Here is a 13,589-nt window from a genome sequence, read left to right as displayed (position 1 = left end):
AGATCGACATGGCGCCGAGCCTAGGCGCTCCCCTCCGCCCGGCGCGACCGGATAGTCGACGTCCGCAGGCCGTTCAGCTCCGCGCGCAGCCCGTCCAGGGCGGTGCGGGTGTCCGCGTCGTCGTCGTGGGGGCCACGGAGCCAGTCGCTGTAGGAGCCGACCTCGCTCAGCTGCCACTCCAGCCGGAAGAGCTCCAGCAACGCCGGGTCGTGGGGGATCGCGGAGGCATAGCCCGCGAGCACGTCGCGCTCGGGGGGGTGCGAGACGCAGGGTCTCCCAGTCCAGCAGCAGCAGGCGACCGTCGTCCGATCGCCACAGGTTGTGCACTCCGGGCTCGCCGTGGGTCGGCACGTAGGTCTGCGGGTCGAGACGCTGGACGAGCCGGAGGTAGTCCGCGAGGCCCCGTCGGACGTCGGCCGCTCCTTCCCGGACGGCGTCTCGCGCCGCCTCGCCGAGCGGACCGTCCGTCCACGCGCTGCGTGTCCACTCCGCGAGGTGGTCCACCAGGTCTGGTCCGACCGAGGGCTCCCAGGTGAGGATCCCCTCCGGCGGCCGGCTCGCATGGAGGTCGGCCAGGGCCCGGACCGCCTCCGGCCCGAGCGATCCTGGTCGGTGGCCGGGCACCCACGACGTCAGGCTGAGGCTGCCGTCACCGGTGGGGATGGTGAACCTGCCGGTCGACGTCCGCACGCACGGATGGACGAACGGGAGGGCCTCGCCCAAGGAGGCCGCGGCGGTATACGTCGCCTCCAGGGTCGCCGCCGAGTGCCACCACGGGGGGTCCAGGGTGACGAAGTAGCCCGGCTGGGGGTGTCCATCCCGGCCGGGGACGTCGGCGCGCCAGTGCCAGGCCCCGAACCCGACGGCCAGGTGCTCCACACCGACCACGCGGCTGTCCCACAGGGAGCGGACCTGTCTGAGGATCTGGTCCGACGTGACGCTGCGGGGTGGCTCGTGCACCACCCCAGGCTAGGGGGGCCGACGTCAGCGGCGGAGCCGCAACCCCTGCGGCGCGGTGTGGAAGCCGGCGTCGGTCAGGGCGGCGGCGAGCGGGTGCGAGGAGGAGAGGGCGCCCCCGCCGTCGATCGTGGCGATGGTCAGGCCGCTGACCGACCCGCGGCGGACGGCGCTGACGAGGGCGCGGGCAGCCGCGGGCCAGACCACGTCGGGGGCGGCCTCGGGCGGCAGCTCCATGGTGAGCGCCCGGCGGCCGCCGCGTTCGAGGTAGAGCGCCAGGGCGCCGTCCACCAGGACGACCATCGAGCCGGCCTTGCGCGCCGGGCGGTGCGAGCCCTCGTCGTCGCCACGCTCGGGCCAGGGCACGCTGGCCCCGAACGGGCTCGCGGGGTCGGTCGCCGCGAGCAGGACGACCTCGGGGCCCTGGTCCGACCCGTCGGCCGAGGACCCGGGCCGGCGTTCGTGGCTGAGGGCGCGGAGCCGGTCGATGGCCCCGCTGCTGCCGAACTGCGCCGCGCCGAGGCCCTCCACGACATACCCGCGGCGGACCCGCCCGGCCTCCTCGGCCCCGGACAGCACGCGGTAGACCCCGGCGAACCCGCCGGGCACGCCCTCGGCCACCACCGAGCCGCGGGTCAGCACGCCGTAGCGGTCCAGCAGCTGCTCGGCATTCGCCAGCGCGCGCACGGTCGGGTCCGTCTCGACGGGGGGCAGGAGGGACCACCGGCCGACGGTGGCGGGGGGCCCGGACCGCGTCGGACGACCCGGGCGGGAGGCGCTACCACCACGCGAGGCCGCCAGGCCCACGGAGGTGCGTGACCAGCGGCCCGTGCGGGACGGGGCGCGACGGGCCTTGTGGGTGGTGCGCCCGCCTGCCAGCAGTGCTCTGACCGGGGCGTAGGTGTCGGCGCCGACGCGACCCGCCCACACCAGGTCCCACAGGGTGCCCGCCAGCTGCTGGTCGTCCAACGAGCCCACGGCGTCGCTAAGCGCCCGGAAAAAGTAGGCCCCGCCGGCCACCCGCTCCAGCACCTCGAGCACCGCGCGTGCGGTCCCGCCCAGATCGTCGGTCGGGGCGTCCTCCTGCGGTCCGCCCGCCCCGGCCGACTGCTCCGGGGGCGGCGTCATCGTCAGGTGGGCGGTGTCCGCCAGGTGCAGGGAGACCCACCCGTCGTCGCCCGGCAGCGACCCGTGCCCCTGCCACAGGATCTCGCCGGAGCTCATGAGCTCGTCGAGCATGGCGGGGGAGTAGTCGACGACCCGGGCGGGCAGGACGAGCGACTCCAGCGCCGAGGCAGGGATGCGGGCCCCGGCCAGCTGCTCCACCGCGCGCACCGTGCCGTCCAGCCCGCGCAGCTCGCCGACCGACTGCCACCGGGGCAGGAAGCGGGCGTAGGTCGCCTGGGTGACCGGCTCGACCTCCTGCCTCAGGGCGGCCAGGGAGCGACGGCGCAGCAGCCGCAGCACCTCGGCGTCGCAGACGTCCTCCTCGCCGGTGCCGGACGGGGCCAGCGCGCCGACCACCATCCGCCCCGACGACACCTGGCGCCGCACGGCGTCCCGCACCACCGCCGTGCCGAGCCCGAGACGGGTCGCCAGCGACTCGACGGTGAAGGGGGTGTGGGTGCGCGCGTGCCGGACGACCAGGTCGCCGAGCGGGTCCTCCACGCCCTCGAGGAAGGTCGCGGGCACCCCGACGGGCATCGCGACCCCCAGCGCGTCGCGCAGCCGCGCGGCGTCCTGCGCGTCGGCCACCCGCTGCTCCCCGGCGATCCGCACCTCGATGACGCGCCGGGAGTCCAGGAGCGAGGCGAGCCAGCCCTCGACCTGGTCCTGGGCCTCCTCGGTCGTGCGGTCCGTCACCTCCTGCCGGCTGAGGGGGCCCAGCACCCGCAGGAGGTCCACGACCTCCTCGGGGTCCCGTGCCCGGCGGTCCGGGGCCAGCCGCTGCAGCTCGGCCTCGGTGCGGGCGACCACCTCGGGGTCGAGCAGGTCGCGCAGCGCCGCGCCCTCCCCGCGGCCCAGGAGCTCGGCGAGCAGGCCGGCGTCGAGGGAGAGGGCCGCCGCGCGCCGCTCCGCCAGCGGGGAGTCGCCCTCGTAGAGGAACTGCGCGATGTAGCCCATGAGCAGCGAGGACGCGAAGGGGGAGGGGCGCTGGCTGGCCACCGAGACCAGCCGGACCTCGCGGGCGGCGAGGCGCCGCATGAGCTCGCGCAGGGCGTCGACGTCGTAGACGTCCTGGACGCACTCGCGCACCGCCTCGAGCACAATGGGGAAGGTGGGGTAGCGGGCGGCCACCTCGAGCAGCTGGGCCGAACGCTGCCGCTGCTGCCACAGGGGCTGCCGCTTGCCAGGGTTGCGCCGGGGCAGCAGCAGCGCCCGCGCCGCGCACTCGCGGAAGCGGGCGGCGAACAGCGCCGAGCCACCGATCTCCTGGGTCACCAGGTCGGCGACCTCGTCCGGGTCGAGGGTGAGCAGCTCGGCGATCTCCGCGTCCAGCCGGGCCGCCTCCGAGCCGCCCCCCGGAGCGCCGCCGGTGCTGCCACGAGGGCTGCCACCCCGGGAGCCGACGCCGTCGTCCGCCGGGCCGGAGCCGCCCGGGTCGTCCCAGCCCCCGAGGTCGGGCAGGCGCAGCACGATGCCGTCGTCCGCGGCGAGCGCCTGCACGTCGGTGCCGAAGCGCTCGCGCATCCGGGCGGCCAGGCACAGCGCCCACGGGGCGTGCACCGGGCTGCCCCACGGCGAGTGCACGACGACGCGCCAGTCCCCGATCTCGTCGCGGAAGCGCTCGACGACGAGGGTGCGGTCGTCCGGCAGGTGGCCCACGGCCTCGCGCTGCTCGCCGAGGTAGGTGACGAGGTTGTCGGCGGCGAACCCGTCGAGCCCCTGCTCGGTGAGCTCGCCCAGCGCGGCCTCCCGCGGCTGCCCGGCGATCCGCCGCACGAACTCGCCGACCGCCGCCCCGAGCTCGGCGGGGCGCCCGAGGGACTCTCCCTTCCAGAAGGGGAGCCGGCCGATCTGACCCGGTGCGGGGGTGACGAGCACCTGGTCGTGCGTGATGTCCTCGATGCGCCAGCTCGTGGTGCCCAGGGTGAACACGTCACCGACGCGGGACTCGTAGACCATCTCCTCGTCGAGCTCGCCGACCCGGCGCCCGGGACCCTCGCCGGTGGCGAGCATGACGGCATACATGCCCCGGTCGGGGATGGTGCCGCCGGAGGTGACCGCGAGCAGCTGCGCCCCGCGCCGCGCGCTGAGCGTGTCGGTCACCCGGTCCCACACGATGCGCGGGCGCAGGTCGGAGAAGTCCTCGCCGGGGTAGCGTCCGGCCAGCATGTCGAGGACGGCGTCGAACAGGGAGCGGGGGAGGGCGGCGTAGGAGGCGCTGCGCCGCACCAGCTCGAAGAGGTCCGTGACGGACCAGTCCTCCATCGCCAGCATGGCGACGACCTGCTGGGCCAGGACGTCGAGGGGGTTGGTGGGGACCGCCAGCTGCTCGATCGCGCCGCGGCGCATGCGGTCCACCACGACGGCGGTCTGCACGAGGTCGGCCCGGTGGGTGGGGAAGAAGACGCCGTGGCTGGTGGCCCCGACCTGGTGGCCGGCCCGCCCGACCCGCTGCAGCCCCGAGGCGACGCTCGGCGGGCTGGCGACCTGGACGACGAGGTCGACCGCGCCCATGTCGATCCCCAGCTCCAGGCTGCTGGTCGCCACGACGGCGGGCAGCTGACCCGTCTTGAGGGCGTCCTCGATCTGCGCGCGCTGCTCCTTGCTCACCGACCCGTGGTGGGCGCGCGCGAGCACGGGTGCGGCGCCGCCGCTCGCGCCGGACTGCGCCATGACCTGCGCCGGGGTGCGTGAGGTATGCCGCCCCCCGCCGCCTCCCGCGTCGTCGCCGTCGTGGTGGTCGCCGCCCTGGTGGTCGCCGTCGTCCTCCTCGCCCGGACGCTGGTGCCGGTCCTCCCACTCCTCGTTGAGCCGCGAGGTGAAGCGCTCGGCCACCCGACGCGAGTTGGTGAAGACGAGCGTCGAGGTCTGCCCCGAGACGAGGTCGGCGACCCGCCGCTCGATGTGCGGCCAGATCGAGGCACGCTCCTCGGGGTCCACGACCGGGGCCCAGACGTCCTCGTCCGGGCCCGTCCCGGTGCCGTCGAGGTCCGGCAGGACCGGGCCCGTCCCCACGCTCGGTGCGTCGTCGTCGTCGTCCGGCTCCGGCAGGACCGGGCCCTCGCCCCCCTCACCCCGGTGGTGGTCCGGGTGCTCCCAGTCCTCGCTGCCCGGCGGCGGCGTGCCGCTGCGCGACGCGACCTCGGCGCCCGGGGCGTCGGGACGGTCGGCGGCACCGGGGTCCGACATGTCCGGGATCGGCACGACGACCTCGAGGTCCCAGCTCTTGGTGGACGGCGGCTGGACGGTCGTCACCGGGCGGCCGCCGGCCAGGTAGCGGGCGACCTCCTCGACCGGCCGCACGGTCGCGGAGAGCCCGATGCGCTGGGCCGGGCGCTCCAGCAGGTGGTCGAGGCGGTCCAGGGTGAGGGCCAGGTGGGTGCCGCGCTTGGTCCCGGCCACGGCGTGGACCTCGTCGACGATGACCGACTCGACCCCGGTGAGGGCGCTGCGGGCCTGCGAGGTCAGCAGGAGGAAGAGCGACTCCGGGGTGGTGATGAGGATCTCCGCGCCGTCCTTGGCGAAGGCCCGTCGCTCGGCGGCCGGGGTGTCGCCCGAGCGCACCGCCACCGACACCTCGGGCGCGGCGCCCCCGAGCCGTCGCGCCGCGTGGCCGATGCCGACGAGAGGCGAGCGCAGGTTGCGCTCCACGTCGACGGCGAGCGCCTTCAACGGGGAGACGTAGAGCACGCGGCACCGACCCCGCTGCTCGGGCTCCGGGTCGCCCGTCGTCGCCGAGGACCCACGGGCGGCCGACGAGCGCCGGCGGGACGGGGGCCGGGCGTCGGGACGGGGCTCGCTGACGATCCGGTCGAGGGCCCACAGGAAGGCCGACAAGGTCTTGCCGGAGCCGGTCGGCGCCACGACGAGCGTGTGCTCCCGGCGGCTGATGGCGTCCCAGGCTCCCAGCTGCGCGGCGGTGGGCCCGGCGAAGGACGCCTCGAACCAGGCCCGGGTCGGCCCGGAGAAACGACCCAGCACCGTCGCCGGGTCCGGGGGCGCGGGGCTGCTGTCCCGCTGCTGGCTGCCGGTCACGCGGTCACTGTGCCACGCGCCACCGACAGACGCTCGCGAGGCTCAGTCCATCGTGCTGGTGATGGGGGCGTCGTCCCCCCGCTGCGGCACCAACCGGCGCCGCGTGGCCGTCACCAGCCGGTTGCCGTAGGCCCCGGTCACCGGGGGCATCTCGGGACGCTCCATCTCCTTGCGCACGTGGTGGTCCGTGCGGTGCTCCGGGCGCCACAGCTTCAGCGCGACGAGCAGCTTCTGCCACCAGGCCAGGTTCTGCTGGGTGCTCACGAGGTTCCTCCAGGACGCCGGGACGGATGCTTCGACCCTCATCCTCTCATCCCTGGGCGAGCCGTCCCAGACCTCTCCGGCACGCGGCGGCACGGCATACCCGGACCCACCCTCCCGGGCGCCTTGACGTGCACGGAAAACCGGTGGAGGTCTGTCGGGCGGGCGTCCTAGGCTGACCCACGCCATGCGCGACTTCCCACCCACCGTCACCGCCTGGACCCCCGCCTCGACGCAGCAGGGTCATCGGGCCGGCATCGGCGTGCCCGACACCCGGGGGCCGGGGCGCTTCCTCTGGTGGCTGCTGCGCCAGCAGCGCGACCTCGTGCTCGTCGGATGCCTGTGCAGCCTGCTGTGGATGCTGCCGACCGCGCTGACGCCGTGGATCTTCGGCCAGGCCATCGACGAGGGGATCCTCGCCGGTGACAGCACCCGCACCGCCCTGTGGTGCGGGATGCTGCTCGTCGTCACCCTCGTCGGCGCCAGCAGCGGCGTCTTCTACCACACCGTCGTCGTGCGCTCCTGGCTGTATGCCGCGTACGGCCAGACCCGCCTCGTCACCCACCAGGCCACCCGGCTCGGGCACGTCCTGCCCCGCCGGGCCCCGACCGGTGAGGTGCTCAGCGTCAACGGCAGCGACGGCGACCAGTTCGGCCAGTTCATCGAGATCTTCTCCCGGCTGGTCGGCAATGTCGTGGCCTACCTGCTCGTCGCCGTCATCGTGCTGCAGATCTCGGTGCCGCTGGGGCTCGTCGTCCTGCTCGTCGCGCCGGTGCTCGTGCTCATCTCCTCGGTGCTGCTGCGGCCGCTGGCCGCCGCGCAGACGCGCGAGCGCAGCCGCGACTCCGAGCTGACCTCGATGGCCACCGACATCGTGGCCGGGCTGCGCATCCTGCGCGGGATCGGGGGCGAGCGGATCTTCGGCGACAACTACGCCCGGCAGAGCCAGCGGGTGCGCCACGCGGGCGTCCAGGCCGGGGCCTGGGGCGCCTTCGTCGAGGGGGTGGGCGTGCTGCTCTCCGGGCTGTTCGTCGTCGCGCTCATGGTGCTCGGCGTCCAGCGCGTGCGCCAGGGCGACATCGAGATCGGCGAGCTCATCACCTTCCTCGGGTATGCCCTCTTCCTCGTCCAGCCCATCCGCGTCGTCTTCGAGGCGGCCCAGCAGATCACCCGCTCGGTCGTCTCGGCCCGCAAGACCGTCGGGGTCTTCGGCACCACCGACCCGTGGCCGGAGCGCGCGCCGCTCGAGCCCGACCAGCTGCGCTCCCTGGCGGCCGGCGAGCTCGTCGACGAGAGGTCCGGGCTGCGCGTGCGTCCCGGCCGGCTGACGATGGTCGTCAGCGGGCTGCCGGACGAGAGCGCCCGGCTCGCCGACCGGCTCGGGCGCTACCTCCCCGCCGGGGACACCGTGCCCGCCGGCGACGACGAGGCGACCGGGAGGGTGGCCCGACGGGCCGCCGCGGAGCGCTCGCGGGTCCGCACCGAGCTGGAGGCGCGCGACACCCTGCGCGCCCACGGCTCCTGGGGCGTCACCCTGGGCGGCACCGACCTGGCCGGCTTGCCGCTGGACCAGGTGCGCTCGCTCGTGCTCGTCAGCGACACCGCCGCGCACGTCTTCGCGGGCACCCTGCAGGACGCCGTCGACCCGCACCGCAGGCTGAGCCGGGAGCAGGCCGAGGCCGCGCTGCACGCGGCGGCGGCCGAGGACGTCTACGACATCCTGCCCGGCGGCTGGCAGGGGGTGCTCGACGAGCGCGGGCGCGGCCTGTCCGGCGGTCAGCGGCAGCGCCTCGTCCTGACCCGGGCGCTGGCGGCGGACCCGCCGGTGCTCGTCCTGGTCGAGCCCACCTCGGCGGTGGACGCGCACACCGAGGCGCGGATCGCCGACCGGCTGCCCGGTCACCGACGGGGTCGCACGACCGTGGTCATGACCGCCTCGCCGCTGCTGCTGCACCACGCCGACGAGGTCGCCTTCCTGGAGGACGGGCGGGTGGTCGCGACCGGCACCCACGACGACCTCGTCACCGGGCACGCGGCATACCGCGCCACCGTGCTCCGGGGCGAGGCCGGTGACCGGGCGACGGCGACCGGCGATGCGCCCCACACCCCGACCCACGGGACGACCACGACGACGACCACGACCGGCACCAGGGAGGTGACGTCATGACCAGCCTGCTCGACCCCGACCTGCGCGAGCGCTCCGCGCGCACCTGGCGCGACGCCGACGACGATCCGCCTGCCCCCGTCGTGCCCGACCTCCTGCGGCCGCCGGCCCCGGGGTCGGTGGGGCTGCGTGAGCGGCACCGCCTGCTGTGGCAGCGGCACGCGCTGCGCCGTGAGCGGGCCCGCGCCCACCTCATGACCGCCCTCGACCCCGACCGCGGCATGCCCGTCGCCACGTCCCGCACGGTCATGGCCTACCTGCGGGGCCTGCTGCGGGAGCGGTCGCGCCTCGTCGTGCTCGTCACCCTCGCCAACGGCCTCGCGGCAGCGGCCGGGCTGGCCGTGCCGCTGCTGGTCGGTCGCCTGGTCAACGCCGTGGAGCAGACCGGCGGTGCCCCCGCCCCCGGTTTGGTGCGCGACATCGTGCTACTCGTCGTCCTCGTCCTGGTGGCGCAGGCGGTCCTCACCTACGCCGCGAAGGGCCTGGCGGCCGTCCTCGGCCAGGGCGTGCTCGCGCAGGCCCGCGAGCACGTCATCCGGGCCGTGCTCCGGCTGCCTCTGGGCAAGGTCGAGTCGGCCAGCACCGGTGACCTCGTCACCCGGGTGACCCGCGACGTCGGCTCGATGAGCGGCGCCGTGCGCTGGGCGCTGCCCGAGTTCATCATCGGCGTCGTCACGGTGCTGCTCACCGTGGTCTTCATGGTCCTCAACTCGTGGGCGCTGGCGGTGCCCACCCTGGTGACCGCGTCGCTCTCGCTGTGGCAGGTCCGCCGCTACCTCCAGCAGGCCCCGGCCGGCTACCTCCTGGAGGGCGCGACCTACAGCGACATCAACACCACGCTCACCGAGACCGTCGAGGGCGTCCGGACGGTCGAGGCCTACCGGATGCAGCACACCCGCCGCTCGGTCGGCGTCGACGACATCGAGGTGTCCTCGCAGGCCGAGCGCTACGGCCTCGTCCTGCGCAACGTGCTCTTCGCCGTGATGGACATGGCCTTCTCGCTGCCGCGGGTCATCACCCTCGTCATGGGCGCCTGGCTGTACTCGACCGGCGCCGTGGATCTCGGCCAGATCACCGCGGCCATGCTCTTCATCGAGATGTTCTACGCACCCTTCGACCGGCTGGTGGGCACCATCGACCGGCTGCAGGTGGGCGTGGCGTCGACGACCCGCCTGCTCGGCATCGCCGAGGTGCCCGCGGACCGGACGCCGGGCGAGGACCGGCCCGAGGGCAGCACGCTCGTCGGTCGCGACCTGCGCTACGCCTACCGGCCCGGCCACGACGTGCTGCACGGCATCGACCTCACCCTGGAGCCGGGGGAGCGGCTCGCGATCGTCGGGCCCTCCGGGTCGGGCAAGTCGACCCTGGGCCGGCTCATCTCCGGCATCCACGCACCCACCGGCGGCACGGTGACCGTGGGCGGCGTGGAGGTGACCGAGCTGCCGCTGGAGCTGTTGCGGACCGAGGTCGCGCTCGTCACCCAGGAGCACCACGTCTTCCGCGGGTCGGTGCGCGACAACGTCGAGCTGGCGCGTGACGGCGCGGGCGAGGACGGGGTATGGCGCGCGCTCGCGACCGTGGACGCGCGCGGCTGGGTCGAGGCCCTGCCTCAGGGCCTGGACACGGTGCTGGGCTCGGGCAACCACGAGCTGACCCCGGCGCAGGCGCAGCAGATTGCGCTGGCCCGGCTCATCCTGGCCGACCCGCACACCCTGGTCCTCGACGAGGCGACGAGCCTCATCGACCCGCGCACGGCACGCCACCTGGAGGGCTCGATGAACGCCCTGCTCACCGGGCGGACCGTCGTCGCCATCGCGCACCGTCTGCACACCGCCCACGACGCGGACCGGATCGCGGTCGTGCAGGACGGTCGGGTCGTCGAGCTCGGCAGCCACGACGAGCTCATGGCCGCCGACGGCGAGTACGCCGCGCTCTGGCGGGCCTGGACCAGCTGAGCCCCCACCGGCGTCCCAGGAGTCCGGCGACGACCGGGCAGGCGCTCCCCGCGCAGCCTCGTCAGGCGCACCGCGGTCGGGTCAGTCGTCGGCGCCTGCCTCGGACCGCTCGGTCGACGGGGCCGACGGGGCCGCCGGAGGCCCCTCGGCCCGGTCGACACCGAGGTGCTGGTGCTGCGGCTGCTCCTCGTGGGTGCCCGCGTGCCGCTCCTCCACGGTCGCCAGCTTGCCGAGCGTCCGCGGCCGCAGCCGGTCGTCCGCCTGCCGGCGCAGCCGCCGCGGGTTCAGCCCGTGCTGGTCGTTGTACCCCTTGGTGATGGCGGCCCGCAGCTCGCGGGCGGTCGCCGCCGGCTCGTCGGCGTCGTGGACGATCGTGTCCACCAGACCCTGGGCCTTGAGGTCGAGGGCCGAGGCCTTCATCGTCTCCAGCGTCATGCCGACCTGCTCGACGGTGGGGTTGGCGACGCTGTAGAGGATCGAGGCGGTGGACCGCGGCTCGGACACGAAGCCCAGGGCGCTGTCGAGCATGATCGTCTCCCGGCCGAAGGGGGTCGTCGCCAGGCCGCCGCCGGATCCCATCGCCCCCGAGATCACCGAGACCGTGGGGAAGGGGTGGGAGGCCGCCCGCTTGATGCTCTGGGCGATGGCCCTGGACTGCCCCCGGCGTTCGGCCGCCATGGACGGCATCGCCCCCAGGGTGTCGGTGAAGAAGACGATGGGCAGCTCCCAGCGCTCGGCCGCCGCCATCATGCGCACGGCGTACTCGAAGTCCTCCGGGCTCGGGTTCGCGGGGCGCTTGCCGACATACCCCCCGGAGATGCTGTAGGACGGCTGGTCACCGATGACCATGAAGGACTGGCCGCCCAGGGTGGCCAGGGCGGCGATGATGCTGGGGTAGGCCTTCTGGTCCTCGAAGCGCACGTGGTTGTAGAACGGCACCGCGGCGTCGAAGACGTGCCGCAGGAAGTACTCCGTGTCCAACCGGCCGGCTCCGGCCGCGATCTCGTTGTAGCGCGCCATCAGCGACTCCCGCGTGTTGGCGCTGTCGCGGTCGCGTCGCTCGCGCGGCACCTCGACCGACTGCTCGACCTCCTGCCGGTCCCACAGGGCGGCGGAGAACCCCTCGGGGCCCGCCGTGACCGTGCGTGACGCGGTCGTGGCCGCCGCCTCGTCACGTGCCTCGTCCTGGTCGCCGGGCTTGATCCGGTGCGAGTGCCGCCCGGAGGTCAGGACCTGCCCGATGAACGAGATGAGCTCGTCGACATCCTTGACCAGCACGTCCACGTTGCGGTCGAGGTAGTTGGCCTCGGCGCTCTGCAGCCCGCGCGGGACCTCCCGGCCCTCGAAGGTCTCGATGACCCGGCGGCCGGCGAACCCGTAGTCGGTGCCCTCGAGCGCGACGATGAGGTCGGCCACCGGGACGGCGCTGGCCGACATCCCTCCCCACACCTGCCCGGCGAGCACCGAGATGTAGGGCCGGTTCGTGGTGTGCTGGAACTTGTTGGCGGCCGCCGCCATCCGCTGCATCTGCACCAGGCCCAGGACGTTCTCGTGCTGTCGGACGCCGGAGGAGGCGCCCATGCTGATGAGGGGCAGACCCTCACGCTCGGCGAGCTCGGCCGCCTGCACGAACTTCTCCCCGGCCACCTCGCCCAGGGAGCCGGCGAAGAAGGACCAGTCCACGACATACACCACGGCGCGCTCGCCAGCGAAGTGGCCGATGCCGAAGCGGGCGGACTCGCTGGTGCCGGAGCGGGCCTCGGCGTTGCGCAGCTTGTCGGTGTAGCGCTCGATGGTGTCACCGACCCGGCGCTGCAGGCCGATGAGGTCGTCGACGACCCGCAGGTGGCCGTACCGCTCCTGCAGGTTCACCGCCTCCACGAACGTCTTGGCCGCCTGGGTGGGGTTGAGGCCGGGCCGGGACTCGTAGAGGCTGGCCACCGTGCGGGGGACGAGCGGGCGGCGGTCCAGCAGGTCCCGGGTGACCCCACCCTCGCCGTAGACGTCGTCGACATCGACGTCGGAGTCCGCCGGGTCGGGCATGTCGCGGGGATCGGCCATGGGGTGGAACGCTAGCAGCAGGGCACCCGCCGACCCGACAGGACGGACCGCTGATAATGGGCCGGTGCTGTCGGTGCTGGAGGGGTTCTCGCTCATCGCTGCGGTCGTCGCCGTCGGGTGGCTGCTGGCGCAGACCGGCATCTTCGGACGGGACGAGCAGCGGATGCTGGCGCGGCTGACCTTCTGGGTCGGGTCCCCGGCCCTGCTCTTCCTCATCGTGGCGCGCGCGGAGCTCGGCGTCATCTTCTCCGGGTTCCTCGTCGCCACCGTCGTCGCGACCGCGGCGTGCGCCGTCGTCTACCTGGTGCTGGCCCGGCGGCTGCTGCGCCGGCGGTGGGCCGACGCCGTGGTGGGCGGCATGGCGGCCAGCATCGTCAACGCCAACAACCTCGGCATCCCCATCGCCATCTACGTGCTCGGTGACGCCTCCTGGGCGGCCCCGGTCCTGTTCATGCAGCTGCTCTTCCTGCAGCCGGGCTGGTTGGCCGCCCTCGACGCCACGCGGGCGGGGCACGTGTCGTGGGGTCGGGTGCTGCGCTCTCCGCTGACCAACCCGCTCACCATCGGGACGGTCCTCGGGCTGCTGGTCAACCTCTCCGGCTGGCAGCCCCCTGAGCTGCTGCTGGCGCCGGTCGAGCTCGTCGCCGGGGTCGCCGTGCCCTGCATGCTCCTGGCCTTCGGCATCTCGCTGCGGCTCTCTCCGCTGCCGGGCCGTGAGGGCGGGCTGGCCGAGCCGGCAGCCGTGGTGCTGGTCAAGCTGCTCGTCATGCCCCTGGTGGCCGGGCTCGTCGCAGGCCCCGTCCTCGGTCTGCAGGACGCCGAGGTGCTGGCGGCCGTCGTCATGGCGGCCCTGCCCACGGCGCAGAACGTCTACGTCCTGGCCCTCGCCTACGGCCACGGCGAGCGGATCGCGCGGGACGGCGTCTTCCTCACCACGGTCCTCTCGTTGCCGGTCATGCTCGTGGTCATGGCGGTGCTCGGGTGACCTA

The 13,589-nt window shown here is 74.4% G+C and carries 7 protein-coding genes; 3 read left to right on the top strand and 4 right to left on the bottom strand.

Translation table 11 applies throughout. From position 1 onward, the window contains the following. Positions 1-20 precede the first annotated feature (20 nt). The 3 genes from Q0967_RS11750 to Q0967_RS11740 all read right to left on the bottom strand — a co-directional run bounded on the left by Q0967_RS11750 (position 21) and on the right by Q0967_RS11740 (position 6,423). Positions 21-242 (bottom strand): hypothetical protein, encoded by a 222-nt coding sequence (locus tag Q0967_RS11750; protein WP_298750418.1) that lies wholly within the window; start codon positions 240-242, stop codon positions 21-23. A gap of 742 nt (positions 243-984) precedes the next feature. Next, complete coding sequence (locus Q0967_RS11745; protein ID WP_298750416.1) at positions 985-6,159, bottom strand: DEAD/DEAH box helicase; 5,175 nt, start codon at positions 6,157-6,159, stop codon at positions 985-987. A 42-nt stretch (positions 6,160-6,201) separates the two neighbouring features. After that, positions 6,202-6,423, bottom strand: a complete 222-nt coding sequence (locus Q0967_RS11740) for a hypothetical protein (RefSeq protein WP_298750414.1) — start codon at positions 6,421-6,423, stop codon at positions 6,202-6,204. Between the two features lie 184 nt (positions 6,424-6,607). Here Q0967_RS11740 and Q0967_RS11735 point away from each other — a divergent pair, with 184 nt between their 5' ends. Both Q0967_RS11735 and Q0967_RS11730 read left to right on the top strand, forming a co-directional pair. After that, a complete protein-coding gene (locus Q0967_RS11735; RefSeq protein WP_298750412.1) occupies positions 6,608-8,587 on the top strand; it encodes an ABC transporter ATP-binding protein in 1,980 nt (659 codons plus the stop codon). Continuing rightward, a complete protein-coding gene (locus Q0967_RS11730; protein ID WP_298750410.1) occupies positions 8,584-10,539 on the top strand; it encodes an ABC transporter ATP-binding protein in 1,956 nt (651 codons plus the stop codon). The genes Q0967_RS11735 and Q0967_RS11730 overlap by 4 nt, the downstream gene beginning before the upstream one ends. A gap of 81 nt (positions 10,540-10,620) precedes the next feature. Here Q0967_RS11730 and Q0967_RS11725 read toward each other — a convergent pair whose 3' ends face one another. Further along, positions 10,621-12,600, bottom strand: a complete 1,980-nt coding sequence (locus Q0967_RS11725; protein WP_299450250.1) for a carboxyl transferase domain-containing protein — start codon at positions 12,598-12,600, stop codon at positions 10,621-10,623. Positions 12,601-12,664: 64 nt separating this feature from the next. On the opposite strand from Q0967_RS11725, the gene Q0967_RS11720 reads away from it, so the two are divergent. Beyond that, positions 12,665-13,585, top strand: coding sequence for an AEC family transporter (locus Q0967_RS11720; RefSeq protein ID WP_298750405.1), 921 nt, complete (start codon positions 12,665-12,667; stop codon positions 13,583-13,585). Positions 13,586-13,589: the final 4 nt, after the last annotated feature.

The organism is uncultured Serinicoccus sp., from assembly GCF_947500995.1.
Taxonomy (GTDB): domain Bacteria; phylum Actinomycetota; class Actinomycetes; order Actinomycetales; family Dermatophilaceae; genus Ornithinicoccus.
This window is presented reverse-complemented; position numbering and strand designations above follow the sequence as displayed.

Excerpts from the sequence above, each read along its gene's own strand:
- Q0967_RS11735 (WP_298750412.1), top strand. The coding sequence starts at position 6,608 with ATGCGCGACTTCCCACCCACCGTCACCGCCTGGACCCCCGCCTCGACG.
- Q0967_RS11730 (WP_298750410.1), top strand. The coding sequence starts at position 8,584 with ATGACCAGCCTGCTCGACCCCGACCTGCGCGAGCGCTCCGCGCGCACC.
- Q0967_RS11725 (WP_299450250.1), bottom strand. The coding sequence starts at position 12,600 with ATGGCCGATCCCCGCGACATGCCCGACCCGGCGGACTCCGACGTCGAT.